Here is a 23,737-nt window from a genome sequence, read left to right as displayed (position 1 = left end):
CTGGCCGCGGTGCTGCTCCTCGTGTGCGCGCTGCCCGCCTTCGCCGCGCCCGCGGGCCGCGACGATGACGCGCCGGAAGTGGTGGCCGTGGAGCTGCACCTGCCGGAGGGCATGGCCCCGGACGGGCTGTCGGGCCTGGTCACCCTGCGCAAGGGACAGGCGCTGACGCCGGGCGCGGTGCGCAAGTCGGTGGAGCAGCTGTTCGCCACGGGCCGCTTCGCGGACGTGGTGGCGCTCACGCAGGAGGTGCCGGGCGGCGTGCGGCTGGTGTTCCAGCTCACGCCGCTGCCGCTCTTGTCGCACGTGGCGGTGCGGGGCAACCAGGTCCTCACGTCCGGAGAGCTGCTGGAGGCGAGCGGGCTGCTCCAGGGCGGGCCGTTGGATCCGGAGGAGCTGGACACCGCGGCGGACGCGGTGCGCGAGGCCTACCAGCGCAAGGGCTACGACGCCGTCGACATCCAGGTGGAGGAGCGGCCCGTGCCCGCGGGCGGCGTGGCGGTGACGCTGGTGGTGGTGGAGGGCAAGCCCACCCGCGTGCGGCAGGTGACCTTCTCCGGCAGCCCCGCGCTGCCGCTGCCGCGCCTGGTGGAGGCGCTGGGGATGAAGCCCGGTGAGGTCTTCGACCGGGCGAAGCTGGACGGGGGCCTGGAGCGGCTGCGCGTGCTCCTGCGCGAGGGCCAGCACTGGCGGACCTGGGTGGGCACGCCGGTGGTCGTCGTGGAGGACAGCGAGGCGTCCGTGGCGGTGCCGGTGTCCGCGGGGCCCGCGTTCCACCTGCGCTTCGCGGGCAACCGCCGCTTCCCGGACTCGCTGCTGGCGCGCGTGGTGGCCTACGACGGCGAGGAGGCGATGGACGAGACCGTGGCGGCGCGGCTCGCGCGGCGGCTGGAGGCGTTCTACCGGCGGCGCGGCTTCCACGACGCGCGCGTGCGGGCGCTGGAGGTCATCCGGCCGGACGGCGACGCGGCGGTGCTGGGCTTCCAGGTGGAGGAGGGCGCTCCGCTGCGCGTGGCGGACGTGCGCTTCCACGGCAACGCGGCGCTGTCCTCCGAGTTGCTGCGCTCCATGCTCACCAACCAGGTGGCGGCGCTGGAGACGTGGCCGGAGCTGGACCTGCCCATGCGCGAGGACCCGCTGGAGACGGAAGGTCGCGAGCGGCGCTACGACAAGAGCGTGGTGTCCCCTCCGGACCCGTCCACGGTCTACGTGGAGGACGCGTGGCTGGAGGCCGCGGACGCGATGACGACGGCCTACCGCGAGCAGGGCTTCGCGTCCGCGCAGGTGACCTTCCGGGGCCTCACGGTGGACGTGCGCCAGCACAAGGCGGAGGCGGACTTCGACGTGGAGGAGGGGCCCCGGGCGTTGATCCGCGCGCCCATCTTCCTGGGCATCCCGCTGGAGGTGGACCCCGTCTGGGTGAACCTGCTCTTGCCCGTGGGCACGCCGCTGAGCTTCGAGAGGGTGGACCAGGCGCAGGCCGCGCTGGAGCGGGGACTGGGCCGCGAGGGCTACCTCTTCGCGCACGTCAGCAACTCCGTGTCGGTGGAGGAGAGCGGCACCTCCGCGCAGGTGACCTACCGCGTGGACCCGGGGCCTCGCGTGCGCGTGGGGCAGGTGCTGCTCCAGGGGCTGACGCGCTCGGAGCCGGACGTGGTGCTGGCGCAGCTGGACTTGAAGCCCGGACAGCCGCTGTCCGTGGAGGCGCTGGCGGAGGCGCAGCGCCGGCTGTCGCGGCTGGGGCTGTTCCGCCAGGCGGAGGTGTCCCTGGCGGACCCCAACCGCCGCGAGGCCTCCAAGGACGTGCTGGTGACGGTGCAGGAGCGCCCGCGCATCGACGGCGAGGTGTCCGGCGGCTACTTCCTGGTGGACGGTCCTCGCATCACGCTGGACACGGCATGGCGCAACCTGGATGGCCGGGGCCTGAACCTGCTGGCGCGCGGCAAGGTGAACTACGCGGGCGCGAGCGCGGAGGCGCTGTCGTCCTCGCGGCTCCCGGCCGGGTGCTCCACCGGAGAGCTGTCCGGCGAGGCGTGTGACTCCGACCTGGATGGCTTCAGCGGCCTGGGCGGGCGCGGCAACCTGGCGCTGTCCCAGCCCCGGCTGTCCTTCCTGGCGCCGCAGGAGATTGGCGCTCGCCTGGACCTGATTGGCGAGCGCGTGCACCGGCCGTCGTACCTGTCCACGCGGTTCGCCGCGGTGATGGGCCTGGACTGGGCGCTGGCGTCGTGGGTGAACGTGTCGCTCCAGTACGAACTGGAGAACAACCGGCTGCGCTCGCGCGGGGGCGTGCTGGAACTCATCAACCGCGCGGACCAGGAGCGCCTGCGCTACCCGTACGGCGACTTCGCGCTGCACTCGCTGCGCCCGTCCATGACGTTGGACTTCCGCGACGACCCGGCGAACCCCCGGCGCGGCATGGTGCTGAGCACCAGCGTGGAGTTCATGCGCGGCATCAGCGTCCACCCCACGGACGTCGCGGGCAACCGCGTGCCGGAGTTCCCCATCGACGGCGTGAAGCTGTCCGGCAGCGTGAGCGCGTACGCCCCGCTGGGCCGCCGCGCGAGCGTGGCGGTGAGCGCGCGCGCGGGCACCATCGTGCCGCTGACGACGGGGGCGCAGAACATCGGGTCCAAGCTGTTCTACCTGGGCGGCTCCTCCAGCCTCCGCGGCTTCCGCGAGGACGGCGTGCTGCCGCAGGACGTGCGCGAGGGCCTGCACCAGCGGCTGGCCGCGTGCCGCGCCGTGATTTCCCCCGCGGGCTGCCCGGATGATTTGAAGGCGGTGCTCGCCGGACAGGTGCCCGCGAGCCAGGGCGGTGAGCTCTTCACGCTGGCCAAGGCGGAGCTGCGCGTGCCGGCCATCGCCGCGGTGGACCTGGGGCTCTTCTTCGAGGCGGGCAACCTGTGGCAGGACCGCACGCTGTTCGACCCGGGCGTGCTGCGCTACGCGGCGGGCGTGGGCCTGCGCTACGTGACGCCCGTGGGCCCGCTGGCCTTCGACGTGGGCTTCAACCTGGACCGCGACGAAGCGCTCAACGAGGCGCCCACGCAGTTCCACTTCAGCATCGGGACGTTCTGACCGGAGGCCTTCGTCCATGCGGACCCACCGTGCGCGCCGTGGAGTGGTTGGGGGCCTGGCCCTGCTGGGCGTGTTCGCACTCGCGTGTCAGCACGGGCCGGACACGGCGGCGAAGGCGCCGCGCCCCGCGTGGATGCCGCCGGAGGGCACGTGTCCTCGCGGCGCGCAGCTCCAGATGGAGCGGCTGGGGCTGAAGGTGGGGGACCGCATCCCCGTCATCGTGGACAGCATCCAGGACCACCCGGGGCCGGCCCGGTACAACTACAGCTTCGTCATCGCGCTGCCGCAGGCGGAAGGGGAGGCGAAGCTGCCGGGAGCGCGCATCGGCGGGCGGCTCTATGTGACGAAGCACCGCGTGTTCGGCCGGTACGACCGCATCTTCACCCCGGAGAGCGGCGCCACGTCCGTGCCCTTCTGCGGCGTGCTGCTGGACACGCGCTGGGACAAGGACGGCGAGGGGCTCATCGCGTATCCCAGCCCGATGAAGGGCTTCTCCGTGGTGCAGGACAACACCGGCGTCATCCAGGTGGTGGACCGCTACCCGTGAGGCCTCCGCGTCAGTCGACGTGCAGGGCGTAGGACCACTCGTCGGAGAACAGCAGGTCCGCGACGGTGAGCTTGAAGGTGAAGTCGCCCGTGCTCATGGGCTTGCCGTAGAGGATGCCTTCCTTCGGGTCCAGGAGGATGCCCGGCGGAAGCGCTCCGCCCGTCACGCTCCAGTTGCCCGTGCCGCTGGTGCGCACGGTGTAGCTGTAGTCGGAGCCCACGCGGCCCGTGGGCACGGCCTTCGACAGCAGGGTGACGGTGCCGGGGGCGCTCACGAGGGTGATGGAGAGCGTGCCGGTGACGGACTGGGGTGGGGTGTCGCTGTCCGTCGCGACCACCGCGAACGTCGTCTTCCCGGCCTGGGTCGTGGTGCCGGTGATGAGGCCGTTCGCCGCGAGCGTCAGCCCCGCCGGCAGCGACTGCTCCGGCGCGAGGGCGAAGGTGTACGGCCCCTTGCCTCCAGTGGCGGAGACGCGCTCGGTATAGGCGCGATTGTTGACGGCGTTCGCCAGCGGCTCCGGCCCCGCGACCCGCAGCAGCGGACGGACGTGCAGGGTCAGGCTGCCGCTGGCGCGCTTCGTCGGAGTGCTCTGGTCGGTCACCTCCACCGGGAGGACCTGGTCCCCCGCCTTCTTGGGCGCGCCGGTGAGCCGGCCTTCGTTGTCGAGCAGGAGGCCCGCGGGGAGCGAGCCGGTGGAGTTGAACGTGTACGGCGGGGTGCCGCCCCGGGCCTGGAGCTGGCCCGAATAGGGAGTGGACTCGACCGCGTCCGTCAGGAGGGGCTCCAGCGCGAGCGCGGAAGGCCCCGCGTCCGTTTCCCCCGCGTCCGCCACGCCGGCATCCTCGGTTCCGGCATCCACGTTCGTGCCCGCGTCCACGTCCATGCCCGCGTCCGTGCCCGCGTCCGGGGACTCCACGGGCTCGTGGTCGTCGTCGCAGGGGCCGCCTTCACCGCAGGCCGGCAGACAGCGGTTCTCCGACGTGAGGCACGACGTGCCGGTGGGGCAGCCACCCGCCGTATCGCACGCGGCGAAGCGCGACAGGTCCGGCGCGAACGTGCACGCCCCCATCGAGAGGACGACGGCACCCGTCAGCGCGGCGAGCAGGTTTCTCACGGCAGCTCCCAGATGAAGGTCAGCGTTCCCCCGACACCGAGCAGCGCGCCCACGCCCAGCAGCACGTTGGAGGTCCGCGCCTGACGGCGGCCCGCTGCGAGCCGGGACTCGAAGCAGTCCGCGAAGGACTGGCCGGCCGTGGCGCACTCGCCGCCGTTCTTCGACACCTTGGACTCCGTATTGCGCGCGGCGAGTCCAAAGCCCACGCCCGCGAGGATCGCCGCGCCGCCCGCGCCCCACAACACCTTGGGCAGCACGCGCGAGCCCTGGGACTTCTTCGTCGCCTGCGTCGTCACCAGCGGCGACCACACCTGCTGGAGCGCCTGCCTCGCGCGCGCGTCGGCTTCGCCCGGCATCGTGGCCGGGGCCTCGAACTGCGCTCGCGTCTCCGGGCCTTTCGCGTCCGTCACCGTGAGCGCCACGCTGCGCTTGCCTCCCACGCCCAGCGCCACGCCCCGCACCATCCTGCGCACGCCCAGCGCCGAGGCCTGAGCGCTCCGGCACGCCGCGTCGCCACACGCCGCCAGCGCCGCGCCCGACCCGCGCAGCCGAGCCATCGTGTCCTCGCGCGACTCCAGGCACGTGTCCGGCAACGCGGCCACCGCGCGCCGCGTGGCGTCCTCCAACTCGCGCGCGTCCGTGGACGGCAGGGCCAGCCTCTCGAAGGGCATGAGCACCACGCGCGTGTTCGCGTCACAGGGCGCCGACATGCGCAGCACCATCAACAGCAGGGATGCGGGCAGGCTCATGGCGGGCTCAGGGCACCAGCGCGGCGTCGGCCTCTTCCGACGACGGCGTGATGCCGAGGCTCGCCATGTAGCCCCGGTAGAAGCGCGGCCCGAAGGGCACGGAGAAGAGCTTGTCGCGCATCGCGTCCTGCACCGCGCCCCGGGCCGCCACGCTGGCGTCGTGCCAGGGCAGGCCGCCCGCGTCCACCACCTCCGACGCGCGGCTGATGGCGAACGGCGCCTCCCTCCCGCTGCCCCGCAGGTAGTAGCCGCGGCCCATGGGCAGGGCCACCACCAGCGGACGCTCGCGCTCCTTGTGCAGCTCCACCACCCGGATGCCGCGCGAGTCCTCCACCCACAGCCGGCCCGCCAGGCCCGTGGGCACCATCAGGTAGCCCAGCGACGCGGCGTCCCCCAGGTCCGTCAGCGCGAACGCGCGATTGAGCGCGGGCGGCTGGATGAACACGTTCGGCTGGCCCCGCACGTCGTTCGTACCCTGGCTGGCGGCGGCCACGAAGGCCCGCAGCTCCGCGTAGTCCACCTTGCCGTCCCCGTTGACGTCCCCCGCGCCCGACAGCGCCGAGCGCACCATGTGGCTGAAGACGCCGGAGCGGATGGCGCTCCACTCCTGGCTCTCCTGCTCCGAGGACGTGGACAGCACCACGCCCACCTGCGGGAAACGCTCCAGCTCGCGGTTGCCCAAAAGCCCCTTCACCGCGTCCACGTACGCGGGGCCCACCGGCAGCGCGCCGCGTGAGTGCACGAAGAAGTACGAATCGCACGCGTCCACGATGATCTGGAGGAAGGACGCCTTGCTCGGCGCGACCACGCGCTCGTACAGCTCCGTGCGCGTCAGCCGCCCGTCCAGCAGGCTCACGGCACCTTCGCCCGCGGCGCCGCGCTTGCCATGGCCCACGAACACGAAGGTCAGCACCGGCACGGCGCCCTTCGCCCGGTCCTCCGCCATGCGGGCGTTCAGGCGGGCGAGCGCGGACGCCAGCGCGGGGTGCGTGGGCGGGCGCGTCTTCGCGGCGAGCCCCGGGTGCAGGGCCTGGGTCTCCGCGTCCAGCACGCTCAGCAGCACCACCTCACGCGAGCGGGGCGCGAACAGCTCGTAGTACCGGGCGCCGTCGTCGTCCGCGTAGCGCAGGGGCGCCTGGGACGGTTCGGTCCCCGTGTTGCTGGCCACGATGAGGGCGTAATGCACCTGCTCCGGCGCGGCGCTCGCGGCGGTTCCGGCCAGGAGGAGGAGAGCACCCAGGACCAGGGGCCTGTGAGAGGGCATAGGCATCAAGGGTTTACGCAACGCGCTGTGCGAAAGAATGCCACGGGCCGCAACCGACAATCCACCGGACGGCGCTCGCGACAACATGCGGATGACGGGACCGCGACGGTCGCGGTAAGCCCTTGAGGGATGGAGTGGGATGACGACACGTTGCGCCGTTTTCGCGAAGGCACCCCGGAGGTGCTGGCGGAGGTGTATCGCGCGCACGCGGAGCCGCTCGCTCGCCTGCTCAAGGCGGCCGCATGGCGGGGAGCCTTCACCCGTCTGAGGAACGCGATGGAGCTGGAGAACACGCTGTTGGAGACCTTCGCCCGCGCCTTCGAGCCGCGCACGCGCGCCGCCTACAACGGCACGCGCCCCTATGCCCACTTCCTGATGGGCATCGCGCGCAACGTGTTGCTGGAGCAGTCGCGCGAGCGCGAGATGGTGGGCCGCGACGAGGCCTTCGAGGGGCTCACCGAGTCCTCCTCCGAGGAGGGCGGGCTGGACGAGCTGTTGGAGGACCGCGAGGTGGAGGCGCTGCTCGCGGCGTTCAAGGGCGGCCTGTCGCGCGAGGAGCATCGGCTGTTCGAGCTGCGCTTCGGTGAAGGCCTTCCCCAGGAGGAGGCCGCCACGGCGCTGGGGCTCACGCGCATCCAGGTGCGGCGGCGCGAGTTCGGGTTGAAGTCCCGGTTGCTGGGGTTCCTCCAGTCGAAGGGGTACCTCGAGGACCTGGAGACGCAGGGCTGGAGCTTCTTCAAGCGGCGGAGTGCGCGATGAGTGGATGTGACGACCGCCGGGCGAAGCAGGCGATGGCCGCGCTCTTCGAGAAGGGCCGCGACGGCCTGGACGCGGACGGCTTCGAGCGCCTGCGCGCGCACCTGGCCACCTGTCCCGAGTGTCAGGAGACCTACACGCGGCTGTCGCGCGTGGAGTCGGTGCTGGAGCAGCGGGCGCTGCCGCAGGCCCGGAGCGCGCTCCTGGAGCAGGCGCTGTTCGCCAGGCTTCAGCCCGCTCCCGCGCGCGCGGTGATTTCGCCCGAGCGCAGGAGGTGGTTCGCGTCCCCGCTCTTCATGCCCCTGGCGCTGAGCGCCGCCGCCGCGACCGTGGCGCTGGTCGTCGTGGCGCCGTCGATGGAGCGGTCGATGGAGCACTCCGGGCAGCAGGGCGTGCCGGAGTGGCAGGCGCGCTCGTCCGCTCCGGGCGAAGGGGCGTGGGGCGTGCGCGCCTTCTGCATCTCTCCCCAGGGCACGGTGCTGGCGGAGGCCGCCCGGGTGGGACGCTGACGTGCGCGGAGGGCAACGCGGTGCAGTTCAGCTACACCGCGCCGGAGCGCGTGCGCTTGTCGCTGGAGGGGCTGCCCTCCGAAGGCGAGCCGTTGCGCTTCTTCCCGAGCGAGGGCCCGGCCCCGGAGGTCGCCGCGGGCGTGGACGTCACGCTGCCCTTCAGCACGCCCGTGCAGGGCGGATGGCTGACGGGCCCCCTGCCGGTGCGCGCGCGCTTCACGGACGCGCAGGGCCACACCGTCGCGGACACGCAGGTCACGCTCAAGCCGCGCTGAGCGGTCTCGAAGCACTTCCCAACAAACGAACAACCCCCCTCCCGTGCGAGCACGGGAGAGGGGCGGGGACTGTCGTGCCTTGTGGGGTCCGTGAGTGACTACGGACGCGGAACACGGCGGTCCACTTCCGCGGTGCCGGTGTACTGCGTGGACACGTTCAGGAAGCCCTTGAGCTGAACGCGCCAGGTGCCGGCGGGTGGGTTCGAAAGGGTGACGGCCTCACCGGTGGAGGTGCCCTCGGCGCTGGTCGCGACGAGCTCTCCGTTGGGGCCATAGACGTACAGGTCCAGGTCGTAGGCCGGGTTGCCCCAGTCCGTCTTGATGCGCAGGGCGTTGGCGCCCGTGGGCACGGTGAGCGTGTGCTCGTGCTGCGCGGCCCTGAGGGACAGGTCCAACACCGGGAGGTTGATGCTCGTCTTCACCGTGCCCGTCCAGGAGGGCAGGGCGGTGGTCTGCGTGGTGTAGCGGACGCCCACGGCGTCATTCACGAGCTTCGTCGCCGCGTACACGTCCGCGTAGCCCGCGCCCACCTCCCACGTCTCCAGCTGGCGCGTGTTGCCCGCCGCATCCGTCGTGTACATGGGGCGCGCGGTGGCCTGCACCGCCGCGAGCACGCCGTCCATGTCGAGCGCGGGGTTCACCTCCAACAGCAGCGCGGCGACGCCGGCCATGTGCGGCGCGGCCATGGAGGTGCCGGAGCTGGCCGCGTAGAACAGCTCCGGGTGCAGCAGGTCCAGCCCCAGGTACGGCTGCATGATGGTGGCGGTGAGCGCGCGCGCCGCCACGATGTTCACGCCCGGCAGCGTGATGTCCGGGTGGTGGAACGCGTCGCCCGGGATGCCCCGGCTGGAGAAGGACGCCAGCTCGCCCGGCCGGTCCTGGCTGAGCAGCGGGTTGGTGGCCGCCGTGGTGTCGCGCGACGTGCCGGCCGCGACGGAGATGGCGCACGGCGAGGCGCTGTAGGGGTTGAGCGTGTCGGGGTCGGAGCCCTCGTTGCCCGCCGCGAACACCACCACCATGCCCAGGTCGTAGGCGCGCTTCGTCGCGATGGCGATGGGGTCGAGCGGCGCGAAGTGGCTGCCGCTGGTGCCCCACGAGTTGGAGATGACGCGCACGTTGTGCGTCTCACGGACGTCCGGGTCCATGAGGAAGTCGAAGCCTTCCAGCGCGAACAGGATGCTCATCGCGTCGCCGGTGCCCACGCCCACCAGCTTCGCGCCGGGGGCCACGCCCTGGTGCCTGCCACCGGAGCGCGCGCCCGAGCCCGCGATGATGCTGGCGCAGTGCGTGCCGTGGCCGCTGGTCAGGTCGCTGTTGGGCGTGTCCACGTACAGCGCGCCGCCAATGCCCACGTCCAGCGGAGAGGCCACGACCTTCACGTTGCGCGCCACGTTGGGGAAGTCGCCGTGCGTGCCGTCCAGGCCGGAGTCGATGACGCCCACGCCGATGCCCGCGCCCGTCGTCTCATACGCGGTGCGCGCGGTGTCCGCGTCGATGTACGGCACGCTGGTGTCCAGGAAGTACTGGAGCGGCTTGTCCTCGTAGATGGAGAGCAGGCCCAGCGGCTGGAGCTCCTGGAGCAGGGTGGCGACGAGCTTCGGCGTCACCGGGACCTTCAGCGCCACCATGGGCAGCGACTTGAGCGCCAGGACGTTGCCCAGGCCCAGCCCCTGCGTCACCCCGCCCAGCGTGCGTGTGAGACCGCCCAGCACGGCGTCCAGGTTGAGCACGCCGCCCGCCGCGTTCGCGGTGTTGAAGGACAGGATGAGCGTGCGCACCGAACCGTCCGTGTGCAGCGCCGGGTCCACCACCGCCTGGGAGAGCGCCCCCTGCACCGCGCTGGACGCATAGAGCGCGTTGCAGGCGCTGGGCGTCGCCGCCGTGGCGGTGACGATGGACCGCGAGGACGACGTGATGGCGGGTGTCCCTTCCACCTTCGAGCCCTCGTCCTGCGAGGTGCTCGCGCCACACCCCAGGACGGCGGCGGTGGCGGCGGCCCAGCCCAGCGACAGCAGACGCTTCATGTGGTGCTCTCCCCAGAGGTGTCGCGGCTTTTTCAGGGGCCGCGCAAAAGGGGGGTGTCGGGGGAGCGTTCCCGTGGATCGCCGCCATATCGGATTGTTCTGTAGTGGCTGAATCCGTTGGACTGTCGGGGAAGCGGGTCTTTCCCGCCCCTGACGGTGACAGTGTCCGGAGCGCGGGCGGGCCCCAGGTGGGTCGCCGGTATACAGTCGCGGTGTGTTCTACGCGTGTGTGCGGGCGGTGGTGGCGCTGGCGCTGCGGCTCTTCTACCGGGTGAAGGTGAATGCCCCGGGTGAGGCGCCCTCCGGGCCGGTGCTCTTCGTGGGCAACCATCCGAACGGGCTCATCGACCCGGCGTTGGTGTTCATCCTCACGCGGCGCCAGGTGACGTTCATGGCCAAGGCGCCGCTGTTCAAGCTGCCCGTCATCGGCTGGCTGTTGAAGGGGCTGGACGCGCTGCCGGTGTATCGCAAGCAGGACGACCCGACGCAGATGGGGCGCAACGAGGGCACGCTGGAGGCGGCGAAGGGCGCGCTCGTGCAGGGGCGGGCCATCACCATCTTCCCGGAGGGCAAGAGCCACTCGGAGCCGGAGCTGGCGGAGCTGAAGACGGGGGCGGCGCGCATCGCGCTCAACGCCGCGCGCGAGGGCGCCCCGGTGCGCATCGTCCCGGTGGGGCTCACCTACGCGGAGAAGAACGTCTTTCGCAGCGAGGTGCTCATCGACCAGGGAGCGCCCATCGACGTGACGGCCTTCCTGCCGAAGGACGCGGCGTCGGAGCAGGACGCGGTGCGCGCGCTGACGGAGCGGGTGGCGGAGGGCCTGCGCTCGGTGACGCTGAACCTGGAGCAGTGGGCGGACCTGCCGGTGGTGCAGGTGGCGGAGCAGCTCTACGCCTTCCGCCAGGGCGGCGCGCTGGACGCGGAGCGCCTGCGTTTGTGGGCGCGCGGCGTGCGGCTGTTCCGGACGCAGGAGCCGGAGCGCTACGCGCGCCTGCATCAGCACCTGTCCTCGTTCGGCCACCGGATGTCGCTGGTGCAGGCCACTCGGCCGGAGGAGCTGTCCGTGGAGTACCGCCCGGGCAACGTGGTGCCGTTCGCGGTGAAGACGCTGGCGCGGCTCGTGTTCGGGCTGCCGCTGTTCGCGCTGGGGCTGGCGGTGTTCGCGCTTCCGTATCCGCTGCCCCGGATGGCGGCGCGGAGGGCGGAGCTGGACATCCAGGCCACGGTGAAGTTCCTCACCGCGGCGGTGGTGTCCATCGTGTGGTGGTGGGGCCTGACGGCGGTCGCGGCGGTGTGGGGCGGGTGGGCGTGGGGGCTGGGGACCTTCGTGGGCATCCCGCCGCTGGCGCTGTTCACGCTGTCGTTCGCGGAGCGCTGGGACGCCACCCGGCATGACCTGGAGCTGTTCTTCACGCTGGGCAACCGCAAGCGCCTGAAGGCCCGGCTGCTCGCGGAAGGGGAGCGGCTGGCGGGCGAGGTGGAGCGGCTGGCGGAGGAGTACCGGCCGAAGCTCGACGCGTCCGTCGCCCGGTAGCGGGCGGACCGGAAGATCCGCCGATGCCGTCGAAAGCCCCGCCCTCCTGTGGGCCCTGACCCGGTCGTTAGGTTCCTTCTCCAAGGGAATCAACACGAGGAGCAGGGCAATGGCGGCATACGACGTGGTCATCGTGGGAGGCGGCCCGGGTGGGCTCAACGCCGCGCTGTATCTGGGGCGCGGGCGCAAGAAGGTGCTGCTCTGTGACGCGGGCCCGCCGCGCAACGCGGCGGCGGAGCACATGCACGGCTTCGGTTCGCGCGACGGCATCCCGCCTCCGGAGTTCCGGCGCATCAGCCGCGAGCAGCTGAAGGCCTATCCCAACGTGGAGGTGCGCGACACGCGCGTGGGCTCCGTGGAGAAGCACGAGGGCGGCTTCCGCGTGGCGCTGGGTGACGGCACGTCCGTGGACGCCCGGCGCCTCCTGCTGGCGATGGGCGTGGTTGACGTCATGATGGACATCCCCGGCTACAAGGAGCTGTGGGGGCCCAGCATCTTCCAGTGTCCCTACTGTCACGGCTGGGAGGTCCAGGACCAACCGTTCGCCATGCTGGCGAAGAACCCGCAGTACCTGGACGGCGCCCCCATCATCCAGAACTGGTCGAAGGACCTCATCGTCTTCACCCACGGTGCCTTCGACGTGCCGCCCGAGCAGCGGGAGCGACTCCAGGCCCTGGGCATCCCGCTGGAGGAGCGGAAGATCCGCGCGCTGCACGGGAAGAACGGGCGCCTGGCGGAGGTGGAGCTGGAGGACGGGACGCGCATCGCCCGGAGCGTGATGTTCTCCGCGCCGCCGCAGAAGCAGCATGAGTTGGTGACGCGGCTGGGGCTCGAGCTGGATGACCTGGGCTACGTGAAGGTGGGCCCTACGGGCGAGACGTCCGTGCCCGGCGTCGTCGCGGTGGGCGACATGACCACGCCAATGCAGGCGGCCATCGCGGCGGCCAGCGCGGGCACCATCGCCGCGGCGATGATGAACCACGCCCTCATCCTGGAGGACGCGGACCGCCGCTACACGGAGGTGACGGGGAAGCCCGCACCGTCACGACAGAAGGGGCACTGAAGCCCGTCAGTGCGCGGACGGGGCGCGGTGCTGCTTGCGCCACGCGGCGGGCGTGAGCCCCTCCGCGCGCCGGAACAGGCGGATGAAGTGCGTGGGGTCCGCGTAGCCCACGCGCTCCGCGATGATGTCCACGCGCTCGTCCGTGGACATCAGCCGCCGCCGCGCCTCCGCCATCCGGCCGGAGATGATCCACTCCACCACGCTGCGGCCCGTGGCCTGCTTCAGCGCGGTGGTGACGTGCGCGGGTGAGCGGCCCACGGCGGCGGCCACCTCGCGCAGCGAGATGGGCTCCAGGCAGTGCCGTTCAATGAACGTGAGCGCGTCCCCCGCGAGCGACGCCCGCGACTCCACGGGCGTCCACGTGCTGGAGCGGCCCACCTCCGCGAGCACCAGCGAGAAGAGGCTGCGCGTCACCTGCTCCCCCAGCGCGCGATGCGGTGCACGCGTCTCCGCGTGCAACTCCGACAACAGCCGCACCAGGTGCTCCTGGCGCCCGGACGGAATCGGCACGACGGCGGAGGCGCCCTGGCGCACGCGCTCGAAGGGCGCGAGCAGCGGACCCACTTCCGTGTGCGTGAAGGCGGACGGATGGAACCCGAGCCCCCAGACCTCCGCCCGCTCGGCCGCCACCGTGCGGTGCTTCTCACCCGCGGGGATGAGCATCACGTCGCCCGCGGACACCGTCAGCCGGGTGCGCTGGTCGATGACGGCCCGGCCCCCCGTGTAGAGCGCGAGCACGGCCTGCGGATGCGAGGCGGCGTAGGGGGAGGGCGCCTGCTGGGCATGTCCGCAGGCGACGACCAGGGTGCTCGACGGCGTATCCCAGACGTGCACCGGCTGCGAATGCGAATGCACGACGGACACGAGCGCCTCCGCTTCCTTCCCGGGCGAGCAGTGAACCTGCTCGCCTGAACCGAATGGGGCTCGGATGCATTCCGGGCCCGGAGGTTTCAGCCCTGCTGCGCGCGGGGCACGGCGTCCCGGAACAGCCTCGCGCCCACGAGGAGCGCCAGGCCGCCCAGCAGCACCGGCACCGCGTTGATGGCGATGGCCGTGTGGAGGCTGGCCATGTCGGCGATCTGCCCGATGAGCGTGGGCGAGATGGCGTCACCCAGCATGTGGATGCACAGCACGTTGAGGCCCATGGCGAAGGCGCGGAACGCGGGCGGCACGCAGTTGACGATGGCCGCGTTGATGGGGCCGCTGTTGAGGAAGATGAGGAACTGCGCCACGCCAATGGCCGCGAACGTCAGCGTCGTGTCCTTCAGGTTCACCGCCAGGTACATGCACGGCGCCGCGAGCAGCAGGCCGATGCCGGACAGCCACAGTCCGCCACCCGCGCGCTTGCGGTCCATCTTGTCGCCCAGCCAGCCACCGGCCACGGTGCCGGTGAGGCCCGCCACCGCCGTGATGGCGCCGAACACCAGGCCCACGCGGCCCGGGTGCTCCAGCCACAGGTGCCGCTCACGCACCAGGTACGTGGGCATCCAGAACGCCAGGCCGCCAATGGAGAACGTCATCAGCGTGTAGCCCGCCGTCGTGGCCCAGAAGGCCATGTTGCGGCCCAGCCCCTTGAGGCCCTCCATGAACGGCAGCTTCACCGCCGCGTCCGGCCCGTCCATGGCGCCGCGCTGCGGCTCCGGCATGAAGAAGGCCATGGTGCCCAGCACGAGCCCCGGCACGCCGCCCGCGAAGAACGCCGCGTGCCACGAATACGTCTGCGTCAGCCACCCGCCCAGGCCGTAGCCCATGGCGGAGCCCACCGGAATGGCGATGTAGAAGTACGACAGCATCCGCGTGCGCTGCTCGCGCGGATACAGGTCGGAGATGATGGACGGCGCCACCGCGCCATAGCCCGCCTCGCCAATGCCAATCACCGCGCGCGCCAGGAGCAGCGCCGTGAAGCTGGACGCCAGGCCGCTGGCCCCCGTGGCCAGGCTCCACAGGATGACGCCGCCCGCGACCAGGAGCCGGCGGGGGATGCGGTCCCCCAGGAAGCCGCCCAGGGGCGACGCCAGCATGAACACGACGATGAAGACGGTGCCCAGCAGGCCGGACTGCGCGTCGTTGATGCCGAAGTCCTTCTGAATCTCCGGCAGCGCGACGGCGATGATGTACCGGTCGAGGTAGTTGACCAGGTTGATCAGCGTGAGGATGAACAGCGCGTAGCCCGCGCGCACGGACTGCGTGGCGTGCGAGCTGGACGGAGCGACGGGGGAGGAGGCGTTCATGAGCGGGAGGAGCCGGAGCCGAAGCGGTGTGCCAGGAGGCCCCAGCGCAGGCCGCGGTCGCTCACGCGGCACGCATCCAGGCCCAGCGCCTTCACCGCTTCACGCAGGATGAGGGCGCCCGCGGGGATGACGTCCGCGCGCTTGGGCTGGAGGCCGGGCAGCGTCCGCCGCGCGTCCAGGGGCATGGCGCACAGCCGGTCCGTGAGCGCGTCCAGCTCGCCCCGGGACAGCGTGCCGCCATGGACCGCCTCCGCGTCGTAGGTCGCCATCTGGTGCTGCACGGCGTACAGCGTCGTCACCGTGCCGGCCACGCCCACCAGCATCGCGCCGGGGGGCGGCGGGGGCAGGGCGGAGAAGGTGTCGCGCAGGTGCGCCTCGATGGCGCCGCGCTCGTCGGGGGACAGCGGGTCGGTGCGCACGTAGCGCTCCGTGAGCCGCACGGCGCCCACGTCGAAGCTGTGGCGGAAGGCCACCGTGCCGGCGTCGCTGCCGTAGATGAACTCCGTGGACCCACCGCCGATGTCCACCACCAGCAGCGGCCCCGCGGCCTCGCTCGAGAAGTCCTGCGCCACCGCGGCGAAGGACAGCTGCGCCTCCATCTCCCCGGGGATGATCTCCACCGTCACGTCCGCGCGGGCCTTGGCCTGGGCGATGAAGTCCGCGCCGTTCTTCGCGTCGCGCGCGGCGCTGGTGGCGGACACGGCGATGGCTTCCGCGCCCAGCTCACGGGCCTCGTTGGCGAAGGCCACCAGCACGGAGAGCGTGGCCTCCATGCCTTCGGGGGACAGCACGCGGTGGGTGTCCACGCCCCGGCCCAGGCGGGTGATTTCGGCGCGCTCCACCACGGCCTGGAAGCGGCCGTCCGGCTGGCGGTCCGCCACCAGCAGCAGCACGGAGTTGGTCCCGATATCGATGGATGCGAAGCGAGGCATTCCGCGAACACTACTCAACGCAGCAGCGCTTCCAAAGCACGCACCAGGGCCTCGTAGTCCGCCGGGGTGTTGTACAGCTGCGCGGACAGCCGCAGGTGCCGCCTGGGCGCCCGGGGCCAGGCCGTGACGGGGATTTCGATGTGGTGCTCCTCGAACAGGCGCACATGGAGCGGGTCCACGTAGAGCGGCGGCTCGGGGCGCTCCGGGAAGCCGTCCGGCAGGGCCACGCACGCCATGCTGCCCACCATGGACTCCGGGCACAGCGGCGTCGCGTTGCCCAGCTTCGCGTCCAGCCTCCGCCGGGCGGCCAGGGCCATGTTCCGGTTGGTCTCCATCACCTCCGGCCACCCGCCCGGAACCAGGCCCGCCATGAAGCGGATCACGGTGGGGATGCACAGGAAGGGCGTGGGGTCGACCGTGCCCACCCAGTCGAACTCCAGCCGGAAGCGCGAGCGGTCCGTGCGCGGCGAGTTGTGCCCATGGCTCACCACCATGGGCTTGAAGTCCCGCTGCAGGTCGCGGCGCACGTACAGGAACGCGGCGCCCTTGGGCGCGCACAGCCACTTGTGGCAGTTGCCCGTGTAGTACGCCGCGCCCAGCTCCTGGAGCGCCAGCGGCACCATGCCCGGCCCGTGCGCGCCGTCCACCAGCGTCTCCACGCCCTTCTCCCGCAGCTTGCGCACCAGGTCCGCCAGCGGCATCACCAGCGCCGTCTGGCTGGTGATGTGGTCCACGAGGACGAGCCGCGTGCGCGGCGTCACCTGCGCCATCACCGCGTCCACCACGGACTCCGGCGAGGTCACCGGCCAGGGCAGCTTCGCCACCACCACCTTCACGCCCTTCTCGGCGGCGGCCACGTCCAGCGCGTTCTTGGACGCGTTGTATTCGTTGTCGGTGACGAGCAGCTCGTCGCCGGGCTGGAAGCGCAGGTTGCGCAGCACGGTGTTCACGCCCGTGGTGGCGTTGGGCACGAACGCCAGGTCGTCCGGGTCCGCGCCCACGAACGCCCCGAGCACCGCGCGCGCCTCGTTGAGCAGCGGCTCCAGCTCACGGGCGAGGAAGCGCACGGGCTCCGCTTCCAGCCGGGCCCGCAGCTCCGACTGGTGCTGGAGCACCGGCTTGGGGCAGGCGCCGAACGAGCCGTGGTTGAGGAAGACGACCTGGGGGTCCAACCCCCAGTGGGTCTTGTGGGCGGGGAGGGGAGCGCTCATGAGGCGCGCAATGCACCCCGGCGCGTCCCCCCTGTCAACGTCACCCGCCGTGACGGACTACTTCGCCGCCGGAGCGTTGCCCCAGTCCGGGGTCAGCCAGGAGCCCTTCTCCATGGGCAGCGGCACCTGGTTGTTACCTTCGGCGGTCATCACCCACAGGTGCGCGGCGCCGTTGCGGTTGGTGCTGAACATGATGAGCCGGCCGTTGGGGGAGAAGGTGGGCTCCTCGTTGTTGCCCTGGTCCTGCGTGAGGCGCGTCACCTTGCCTGTGTCCACGTTGACGGTGAAGAGGTCGAACGCGTTGCGCTCGTCGCGAGCGGTGAAGGCGATGAGGTCCCCGCGCGGCGACCAGTCCGGCGTCTGGTTGTAGTTGCCCTGGAAGGTGAGCCGCTTCACGCCGGAGCCGTCCGCGTTCATCACGTACACCTGCGGGCTGCCGCCCCGGTTGGACACGAACGCGATGCGCTTGCCGTCCGGCGACCAGGTGGGGCTGGTGTTGAGCCCGTAGGGCGTGTCCGTGATGGCCTTCGCGCCGGAGCCGTCCGCCGAGGCGACGTAGATTTGAGCGCTCTCACCCTCCGCCAGCGCGTAGGCGATGCGCTTGCCGTCCGGCGAGTACGCGACGCCCGTGGCCATCTGGCCCTCGGTCACCAGCGGCTTCGCCTCGCCGCCAGGGGTCTGCACGTAGATGTCCGGCCGGTTCTTCCGGTACGACGTGAAGGCCACCTGGCCGGAGGGGCTGAGCGTGGGGAGGATGTGCGTGCCGCCCCTGGTGAGCGCCTGCGCGTTCATTCCGTCCCAGTCCGCCACGTACACGTCGCGGTTGGCGCCCGCCTTGCGCACGTAGGTGATGCGCGACAGGAAGGGGCTCGGCTCGCGGGTGAAGTGCCGGTAGAGCGCGTCCGCTAGCGTGTGCGCCAGCTGCCGGGGCTCACCGGCCGGGGCGTCCTTGGCCACCTTCAGCTCCTCCTTGCCCGTGGCCACGCTGAACAGGCGCAGCTCGCCGCGCAGCGCGCCGCCGTCCTGCGCGAGCGACACCTTCACCAGCGACTCCGCGCCCACGTCCGCCCAGCGGCTGAAGTTGATGCTGCCCGCCGTCATGCCCTCCTTGGCGTCCGCGGTGAAGCTGTTGCGGTCCAGCACCTGGAAGATGCCGGAGGCGGTGAGGTCGTACGTGAAGGCGGTGTCGAAGGACTGCGCGGACTTCTTGTCCGCGCCCTCCTGCAACACGGGCGCGGGGGCCGCGAGCGGCAGCGGGCGGAAGTTCGCGCCGGAGATTTCGATGACGGGCGCCTGCGCCAGCGCCAGCGCGGGGACGAGGAGGAGCGACAGCAGGAGGGCTTTCATGGGCTGAACACCAGGACGACGCCGTTCTTCTGGAGCGCGTCGCGAAGCGCATCGGGGGGAGGAGAGAAGGGTGATGCCTTGCGCACGGCGGCCACCACCGCCGCGTCGAACAGCTCGTTGCCGCTGGCCTTGGCCAGGCTCACGTCCAGCACTTCGCCCGCGCGGCCCAGCTTCATGGCCACCTGCGCCTTGAGGTACAGGCGCTCCGCGTCGGGAATGGTGTCCGCCACGTTGTAGTGACGGCGCACCTGGGACTTCAGGAGGCCGTAGTACCGCTCGCCCTCCGCCACCGCGGAGTCACCGTCCGGGTCGCCGTCCTCGGCGCCCTCCAGCTCCTCCGGCTCCGTGGGCTTCGCGGACTTGTCGAACGCGCCGAAGAGCTTCTTGCGCCGGTCCTCCGCGGAAGCCTCCCCCTTCTGGGGCGCGGGGGCCGGGGCGGGCTTCACGCCGGGCACCGCCACGGCGGCCGGGGAGGGCGCGGGCGTGTCCGCGGGAGGCGTGGGCGTGGGCTTGGCCACGACCTCCTTGGGCGGCGGCTGCGCCACTTCCTTGCGCGGCAACAGCTTGGGGTCGCGCGGCTTGCCCAGCCGCACCAGCGACGCGTTGATGGGCTTCTGGTCCAGGTCCACCTTCGGCGCGGACGTGAAGTTCGCGTAGAGCAGCGCCGCCGCGACCACCGCCACGTGACCGACCACGGAGACGACGAGGAAGCGCGACAGCCGCGTGGGCCGTGACACCAGCAGGCTGTGGGAAACCGCGGAGCTCATGGGCTAGCGCTTCGCCTCCTTGGGCTTGCCCTTGGAGGGCGCCTTGCCGGAGTTGGACGCCTTGGAGCCCGTGGCGGGTTCCGTGATCATCCCCACGTTGGAGATGCCCGCGCGCTGCGCCGCGGCCATCACCTCCACCACCACGCCGTACGGCACGTCCCGGTCCGCGTGGAGATACACTTCCTTGTCCGCCTGCGCCTTGGCGTTGGCGGCGAGCTTCGTCTCCAGCTCCTCCAGCGCCACCTCCGCGTCCCCGATGTAGACCTTGCGGCCCGCGTCGATGGAGAGGACGACCTTCTTCTCCGTCGCCTCCACCGGGGCCGCCTTGGTCTCCGGGAGGTTCACCTTCACGCCCTGCTGGATGAGGGGCGCCGTCACCATGAAGATGATGAGCAGCACCAGCATCACGTCCACCATGGGCGTGACGTTGATCTCGCTCATGGTGGTGCGGCCACCACCGCCCTTGCCTCCGCCCATGCCCATGTGACGGGTCCCCTAGCGGAAGAAGTGCCGCTTGATGATGTTGAGGAAGTCCGCGGAGAAGTTGGACATCTCCGTGTCGAACACCTTGATGCGGCTGACGAACGAGTTGTACGCGACCACCGCCGGGATGGCCGCGAACAGCCCCGCCGCCGTGGCGAAGAGCGCGTTGCCCACCGGCGCGGCCACCGTGGCCAGCGTGGCGTTGCCCTGCTCCGCGATGTTGTTGAACGCGCCCAGGATGCCAATCACCGTGCCGAACAGCCCCACGAACGGCGACGCGGCGCCCACCGTGCCCAGGAAGGACACGCGGTTCTCCAGCTCCGTGATCTGCGCCGTGGCCGCGCGGTTGAGCGCGCGCTCCACGTTCTCGATGCCGCCCAGCTTGGCGCTCATCGCGGCCTCGGCGCCGCCGTCCTGGGCGCCCGTCTGCGCCAGCTTGCTCAGCTCCTCGTAGCCCGCGCAGAACACCTTCGACAGCGGCGAGCCCTCCAGCTTCTGGGCGGACTGGTAGATGGCCTCCAGCCGGGACGCCTTCCAGAACGTGTCTAGAAAGGTAAGTGACTGGGCGCGCGCACGCGACAGCTGGGTGGCCTTCATGGCGATGAGGGCCCAGGAGGCGACCGAGACGGCCATGAGGAGGAGGAGCACCGCGAGCTCGATGAACGACGCGTCGCGGATGATCTCCACGTAGTTCATGGCGCCAAAGGCCAGGGGCAGGTGGGGTATCATGGGGTCCAGCGCGTAACATTCCGTCCTCGGGTGGGTCAAACCCGCCGACAACGCCCGGTTGCTTTGGACGGCACTGAATAATTCCCGGGGTTGGTCGTCTGGAGGGTTGTTCCGGGCCGACGACCTCAACCATCCCGAACCACGGATGCCCATCATGAACGCGAGAACGCTCGCCGCATTCCTCTGCCTCTCCTCTGGCCTCACTGGCTGCGTCGTTGAAAGCAACCACCCGCGCTACCCCGGCGACGTCCGGATGTCGTGGAGCTTCGACGGCGCCACCTGCGGCCAGATGCGGAACATCGACGGTGTGGACATCTACATCGACGGCGAGATCCTCGAGGGTGACGGCAAGTATCCCTGCTCGGCGAACGGCTTCGACGGCATCGTCCTGCACGACTTCGCGCCCGGCACGTACTCGTTCACGGCGCAGGCGGTGGACTATGACGGCGTGGCGGTCTACTCGTACCGCGGCACGTTCTCCGTGGACGGCAACGTGGCCGTGTCCATCAACTTCAACACGGGCAACACGGGCGCCACGTCCTACGCCTATGTGAACTGGCTGTTCCCGACGGAGGCCGGCTCGTACTACCCCTCCTGCGCCCAGGCGGGGGTCGCGTACGTGGATGCCCGGGTGGATGACGGCGCGTGGGCGCGCTTCAACTGCAACCAGGGCAGCCAGGGCAACTCGGTGGAGACGCCGGAGATCGCCCCCGGGCAGCACTACCTGGAGATCGTCGGCGTCGACGCGTACGAGCGGCCCCGCTACTACTACGGTGGCGGCTTCACGTCGCAGGCGGGCATCCCGGCCTCCATCACGGCGAACACCTGGGTCATTGGCGGCGCCGCAGTGGGCTGGCAGCTCTATGAAGGCGCCACGCGGCTGAGCTGCAACCAGGCGGGCGTGAGCGAGGTGGGCATCAACTTCCAGGACGTGCACACCAACGAGTGGGTCTACGGCGAGGAGGGCCAGTGGTTCACCTGCAACGAGTCCCCGGCCATCTTCGAGTTCCTGCGCCCCGGTGAGTACTTCGTGTCCCTGCAGGCGAACGGCACGGGGGGCCGGCGCTACATCTCTCCCCGGGGGGCGGACATGCTGAGCCTGCGGGTCTACGCCCACGACTTCCCGGGCGCGGCGGATGCCCCCATCGCTCCGCTCGACCGCGTGCAGTAGTCGCTAAAGCCCACCCGGAACGGGCGTCATGAAAGGGTCGGAGGCCTTCCAGGCTTCCGGCCCTTCGTGCGTTCAGGGGGACACGCGGGCGGTGCGGGAGGCGTTGGCATCAAACGTGATAGGGACTCACCCCATGCGGCAAGACAGCCACGGTCCCATCGGCGTGTTCGACTCCGGCATCGGAGGGCTCACCGTCCTCAAGGCGCTCATGGCGCGGCTCCCCCACGAGCGTACGCTCTACCTGGGGGACACGGCGCGGGTGCCCTATGGCACCAAGTCCGGCGAGGTGGTGACGCGCTACTCGCTGAAGAACGCGGAGTTCCTCCTGGAGCGCGGCATCAAGCTCTTGGTGGTGGCGTGCAACACCGCCTCCGCCGCGGCGCTGCCCGCCCTCCAGGCCGCGCTGCCGGTGCCGGTGCTGGGCGTGATTGAACCCGGGGCCCGCACGGCGCTCCAGCGCACCCGGGGCGGCGGGGTGGGCGTCATCGGGACGCCGGGCACCGTGCGCTCCGGCGCGTACCAGCGGGCGCTGGAGGCGGGCAACCCGAAGGTCTCCGTGAAGGCGATGGCGTGCCCGCTCTTCGTGCCCCTGGCGGAGGAGGGGTGGACGAACGGCGACGTGCCGCTGCTCGTGGCCCGCGAGTACCTGGCCGGCTTCGCCCGCGACGGGGTGGACACGCTGGTGCTGGGCTGCACCCACTACCCGCTGCTCAAGGGCGTCATCGCCGAGGTCGTGGGGCCGCACGTGTCGCTGGTGGACTCGGCGGAGGCCACGGCGGAGGCGGTGGCACGGCTGCTGGAGGAGAAGGGGCTGCTCGCGCCGGCTCCCGGGCCCGGAAGCGCGCCGGAGCACGCCTTCTTCGTCACCGACGTGCCGGAGCGCTTCGTGGAGGTGGGGGCCCGCTTCCTGGGGCGCCCCATCCCTTCCGCGGAGCAGGTGGACCTGCGCTTCTAGGCGGCCCTGCCGCCCGGGGTGCTGCTCTCAGCTCACGGGGGGCGTGGAGACGCTCGCCGTGGGCTCCTCGGCGGAGGACTTGAGCAGCTCCTTGGCGGCCTGGATGACGGGCACCTCCTGGGCGTCGTCCACGGCGACGAGCGCCTGGGCGGCCTCCGTGCCGATGTCGTCCTGGCGCGGCAGCTGGCCGGTGGCCCAGGTGATGAGCCGCTCCATCAGCGGGAAGAAGTGGATCATCCGCAGCGGCCGGTTCATCCAGCCCACGGTGATGCAGTAGTACTGGTTGAAGGGCTTGGTGTGGTGGATGCGGTGGTGGTCCGGCGGCAGGATGAGGTGCACGCGCTGCAGGAAGCCGATGATCGCGGGCGGCTCATCCAGGTGCGACCACTTGTGGAACTGGTTGGTCGCCATCACCCAGAAGATCATCGCGCCCAGGAACGCGGCCAGGAACACCCAGCCCGGGTCCGCGAGCGGAATGGCCACCGCGAGCGCCGCCACCGGCAGCGACACGAGGCAGTTGTTGCCGTTGGTCTCCACGAAGTCGTGGCGGGTGATGGCCTTCTCGTCCACGTGGTGCTCGCGGAAGGGGCGGATGAACGCCTTGCCCAGGATGGGCATCTCCGTGGAGCCCCACGTGTCGCCCATCCAGTGGACGAAGCCGGACACGAAGTCCGCGGCCAGGTAGCCCAGCACCACCGCCAGGGTCAGCATCCACGGCCCGGTGTGGTGGGTGTTCCAGAGCTTGTAGACGAGCGCGCTCTCCAGGCCCACGAACGCGATGATGGAGGCGATCTCCATGGCGCGGATGGCGGGCGAGTAGCCCTGCGCGAGCGCCTGGGCATCCTGCAGGCGGACCTTGTCCGCGATGGTGTCCGGCTTCTTCATCGTTGGTCGTTCCGGCCGCGGCAGGGAGGGAGGGGCTGACGGCGCGATCGTCAGAACGGTTTACGTACCCCAGGCCATTTCAGCTTTTCAACAGAGGCCCCCATGCCCGGCAG

The 23,737-nt window shown here is 71.2% G+C and carries 22 protein-coding genes; 9 read left to right on the top strand and 13 right to left on the bottom strand.

From position 1 onward, the window contains the following. Positions 1-9: 9 nt before the first annotated feature. Together ACX114_RS31220 and ACX114_RS31215 are read left to right on the top strand one after the other, a co-directional pair. Complete coding sequence (locus tag ACX114_RS31220) at positions 10-3,078, top strand: BamA/OMP85 family outer membrane protein (protein WP_459290578.1); 3,069 nt, start codon at positions 10-12, stop codon at positions 3,076-3,078. 16 nt (positions 3,079-3,094) lie between these two features. Further along, entirely contained in the window at positions 3,095-3,625 is a 531-nt protein-coding gene (locus ACX114_RS31215; protein ID WP_206789907.1) for a hypothetical protein, read from the top strand. Between the two features lie 10 nt (positions 3,626-3,635). Here ACX114_RS31215 and ACX114_RS31210 read toward each other — a convergent pair whose 3' ends face one another. From ACX114_RS31210 to ACX114_RS31200, 3 genes are read right to left on the bottom strand one after another with little or no spacing between them, the layout of a single operon-like run. After that, complete coding sequence (locus ACX114_RS31210) at positions 3,636-4,739, bottom strand: Ig domain-containing protein (RefSeq protein WP_459290576.1); 1,104 nt, start codon at positions 4,737-4,739, stop codon at positions 3,636-3,638. Beyond that, positions 4,736-5,488 carry a hypothetical protein gene (locus tag ACX114_RS31205; protein ID WP_459290574.1) on the bottom strand — a complete coding sequence of 251 codons (753 nt, stop codon included), beginning with the start codon at positions 5,486-5,488 and terminating at the stop codon, positions 4,736-4,738. The genes ACX114_RS31210 and ACX114_RS31205 overlap by 4 nt, the downstream gene beginning before the upstream one ends. A gap of 7 nt (positions 5,489-5,495) precedes the next feature. After that, positions 5,496-6,752: a hypothetical protein gene (locus ACX114_RS31200; RefSeq protein WP_459290573.1), complete on the bottom strand. Its 1,257-nt coding sequence runs from the start codon at positions 6,750-6,752 to the stop codon at positions 5,496-5,498. A 150-nt stretch (positions 6,753-6,902) separates the two neighbouring features. Between ACX114_RS31200 and ACX114_RS31195 the strand changes: the two genes are divergently transcribed. Genes ACX114_RS31195 through ACX114_RS31185 form a run of 3 tightly spaced genes read left to right on the top strand, consistent with a single transcriptional unit; the run spans position 6,903 to position 8,292 of the window. Next, positions 6,903-7,511, top strand: coding sequence for an RNA polymerase sigma factor (locus ACX114_RS31195; RefSeq protein WP_459290571.1), 609 nt, complete (start codon positions 6,903-6,905; stop codon positions 7,509-7,511). Then, entirely contained in the window at positions 7,508-8,017 is a 510-nt protein-coding gene (locus ACX114_RS31190) for an anti-sigma factor (RefSeq protein ID WP_459290569.1), read from the top strand. The genes ACX114_RS31195 and ACX114_RS31190 overlap by 4 nt, the downstream gene beginning before the upstream one ends. Positions 8,018-8,037: 20 nt before the next feature. After that, positions 8,038-8,292, top strand: a complete 255-nt coding sequence (locus tag ACX114_RS31185; RefSeq protein ID WP_459290567.1) for a hypothetical protein — start codon at positions 8,038-8,040, stop codon at positions 8,290-8,292. 98 nt (positions 8,293-8,390) lie between these two features. Here ACX114_RS31185 and ACX114_RS31180 read toward each other — a convergent pair whose 3' ends face one another. Beyond that, positions 8,391-10,316: a S8 family serine peptidase gene (locus tag ACX114_RS31180; RefSeq protein ID WP_459290565.1), complete on the bottom strand. Its 1,926-nt coding sequence runs from the start codon at positions 10,314-10,316 to the stop codon at positions 8,391-8,393. Between the two features lie 214 nt (positions 10,317-10,530). Here ACX114_RS31180 and ACX114_RS31175 point away from each other — a divergent pair, with 214 nt between their 5' ends. Further along, positions 10,531-11,850: a lysophospholipid acyltransferase family protein gene (locus ACX114_RS31175; protein ID WP_459290563.1), complete on the top strand. Its 1,320-nt coding sequence runs from the start codon at positions 10,531-10,533 to the stop codon at positions 11,848-11,850. A gap of 109 nt (positions 11,851-11,959) precedes the next feature. Further along, entirely contained in the window at positions 11,960-12,913 is a 954-nt protein-coding gene (locus ACX114_RS31170) for an NAD(P)/FAD-dependent oxidoreductase (protein WP_459290561.1), read from the top strand. Between the two features lie 6 nt (positions 12,914-12,919). Here the strand turns inward: ACX114_RS31170 and ACX114_RS31165 are convergent, their stop codons facing one another. From ACX114_RS31165 to ACX114_RS31130, 8 genes are all read right to left on the bottom strand, one after another. Continuing rightward, positions 12,920-13,777 carry a helix-turn-helix domain-containing protein gene (locus ACX114_RS31165; protein ID WP_459290559.1) on the bottom strand — a complete coding sequence of 286 codons (858 nt, stop codon included), beginning with the start codon at positions 13,775-13,777 and terminating at the stop codon, positions 12,920-12,922. Positions 13,778-13,863: 86 nt separating this feature from the next. Further along, on the bottom strand, positions 13,864-15,144 hold the full coding sequence (locus tag ACX114_RS31160) for a spinster family MFS transporter (RefSeq protein ID WP_459290557.1): 1,281 nt from the start codon (positions 15,142-15,144) through the stop codon (positions 13,864-13,866). Next, on the bottom strand, positions 15,141-16,076 hold the full coding sequence (locus tag ACX114_RS31155) for a Ppx/GppA phosphatase family protein (protein ID WP_459290556.1): 936 nt from the start codon (positions 16,074-16,076) through the stop codon (positions 15,141-15,143). Before ACX114_RS31155 ends, ACX114_RS31160 begins: the two co-directional genes overlap by 4 nt. A gap of 14 nt (positions 16,077-16,090) precedes the next feature. Beyond that, on the bottom strand, positions 16,091-17,287 hold the full coding sequence (locus ACX114_RS31150) for an aminotransferase class V-fold PLP-dependent enzyme (RefSeq protein ID WP_459290554.1): 1,197 nt from the start codon (positions 17,285-17,287) through the stop codon (positions 16,091-16,093). 57 nt (positions 17,288-17,344) lie between these two features. Then, positions 17,345-18,634, bottom strand: a complete 1,290-nt coding sequence (locus ACX114_RS31145; RefSeq protein WP_459290552.1) for an LpqB family beta-propeller domain-containing protein — start codon at positions 18,632-18,634, stop codon at positions 17,345-17,347. After that, entirely contained in the window at positions 18,631-19,401 is a 771-nt protein-coding gene (locus ACX114_RS31140) for a TonB family protein (protein WP_459290550.1), read from the bottom strand. Before ACX114_RS31140 ends, ACX114_RS31145 begins: the two co-directional genes overlap by 4 nt. Positions 19,402-19,404: 3 nt before the next feature. Then, complete coding sequence (gene tolR, locus ACX114_RS31135) at positions 19,405-19,884, bottom strand: protein TolR (RefSeq protein WP_459290548.1); 480 nt, start codon at positions 19,882-19,884, stop codon at positions 19,405-19,407. Positions 19,885-19,896: 12 nt separating this feature from the next. Further along, a complete protein-coding gene (locus ACX114_RS31130) occupies positions 19,897-20,613 on the bottom strand; it encodes a MotA/TolQ/ExbB proton channel family protein (RefSeq protein ID WP_459290547.1) in 717 nt (238 codons plus the stop codon). A gap of 154 nt (positions 20,614-20,767) precedes the next feature. Here ACX114_RS31130 and ACX114_RS31125 point away from each other — a divergent pair, with 154 nt between their 5' ends. Continuing rightward, positions 20,768-21,784, top strand: a complete 1,017-nt coding sequence (locus ACX114_RS31125; protein ID WP_459290545.1) for an Ig-like domain-containing protein — start codon at positions 20,768-20,770, stop codon at positions 21,782-21,784. Between the two features lie 133 nt (positions 21,785-21,917). Continuing rightward, positions 21,918-22,739: a glutamate racemase gene (gene murI, locus ACX114_RS31120; protein ID WP_459290543.1), complete on the top strand. Its 822-nt coding sequence runs from the start codon at positions 21,918-21,920 to the stop codon at positions 22,737-22,739. Positions 22,740-22,766: 27 nt separating this feature from the next. On the opposite strand, the gene carF is transcribed toward murI, so the two are convergent. Next, entirely contained in the window at positions 22,767-23,624 is an 858-nt protein-coding gene (carF, locus tag ACX114_RS31115) for a plasmanylethanolamine desaturase (RefSeq protein ID WP_459290541.1), read from the bottom strand. Positions 23,625-23,737 lie beyond the last annotated feature (113 nt).

It is taken from the genome of Corallococcus sp. M7, assembly GCF_054512695.1.
The sequence above is the reverse complement of the archived record's forward strand: the minus strand, read 5'-3'. Positions and strand labels throughout refer to the sequence as shown.

Bases quoted from the DNA above. Each gene is read 5' to 3' on its own strand.
- ACX114_RS31190 (WP_459290569.1), top strand. From the start codon at position 7,508: ATGAGTGGATGTGACGACCGCCGGGCGAAGCAGGCGATGGCCGCGCTC.
- ACX114_RS31180 (WP_459290565.1), bottom strand. From the start codon at position 10,316: ATGAAGCGTCTGCTGTCGCTGGGCTGGGCCGCCGCCACCGCCGCCGTC.
- ACX114_RS31140 (WP_459290550.1), bottom strand. From the start codon at position 19,401: ATGAGCTCCGCGGTTTCCCACAGCCTGCTGGTGTCACGGCCCACGCGG.
- ACX114_RS31145 (WP_459290552.1), bottom strand. From the start codon at position 18,634: ATGAAAGCCCTCCTGCTGTCGCTCCTCCTCGTCCCCGCGCTGGCGCTG.
- ACX114_RS31200 (WP_459290573.1), bottom strand. From the start codon at position 6,752: ATGCCCTCTCACAGGCCCCTGGTCCTGGGTGCTCTCCTCCTCCTGGCC.
- ACX114_RS31215 (WP_206789907.1), top strand. From the start codon at position 3,095: ATGCGGACCCACCGTGCGCGCCGTGGAGTGGTTGGGGGCCTGGCCCTG.
- ACX114_RS31160 (WP_459290557.1), bottom strand. From the start codon at position 15,144: ATGAACGCCTCCTCCCCCGTCGCTCCGTCCAGCTCGCACGCCACGCAG.
- ACX114_RS31130 (WP_459290547.1), bottom strand. From the start codon at position 20,613: ATGATACCCCACCTGCCCCTGGCCTTTGGCGCCATGAACTACGTGGAG.
- carF (WP_459290541.1), bottom strand. From the start codon at position 23,624: ATGAAGAAGCCGGACACCATCGCGGACAAGGTCCGCCTGCAGGATGCC.
- ACX114_RS31205 (WP_459290574.1), bottom strand. From the start codon at position 5,488: ATGAGCCTGCCCGCATCCCTGCTGTTGATGGTGCTGCGCATGTCGGCG.
- ACX114_RS31170 (WP_459290561.1), top strand. From the start codon at position 11,960: ATGGCGGCATACGACGTGGTCATCGTGGGAGGCGGCCCGGGTGGGCTC.
- ACX114_RS31150 (WP_459290554.1), bottom strand. From the start codon at position 17,287: ATGAGCGCTCCCCTCCCCGCCCACAAGACCCACTGGGGGTTGGACCCC.
- ACX114_RS31125 (WP_459290545.1), top strand. From the start codon at position 20,768: ATGAACGCGAGAACGCTCGCCGCATTCCTCTGCCTCTCCTCTGGCCTC.
- murI (WP_459290543.1), top strand. From the start codon at position 21,918: ATGCGGCAAGACAGCCACGGTCCCATCGGCGTGTTCGACTCCGGCATC.
- ACX114_RS31155 (WP_459290556.1), bottom strand. From the start codon at position 16,076: ATGCCTCGCTTCGCATCCATCGATATCGGGACCAACTCCGTGCTGCTG.
- tolR (WP_459290548.1), bottom strand. From the start codon at position 19,884: ATGGGCATGGGCGGAGGCAAGGGCGGTGGTGGCCGCACCACCATGAGC.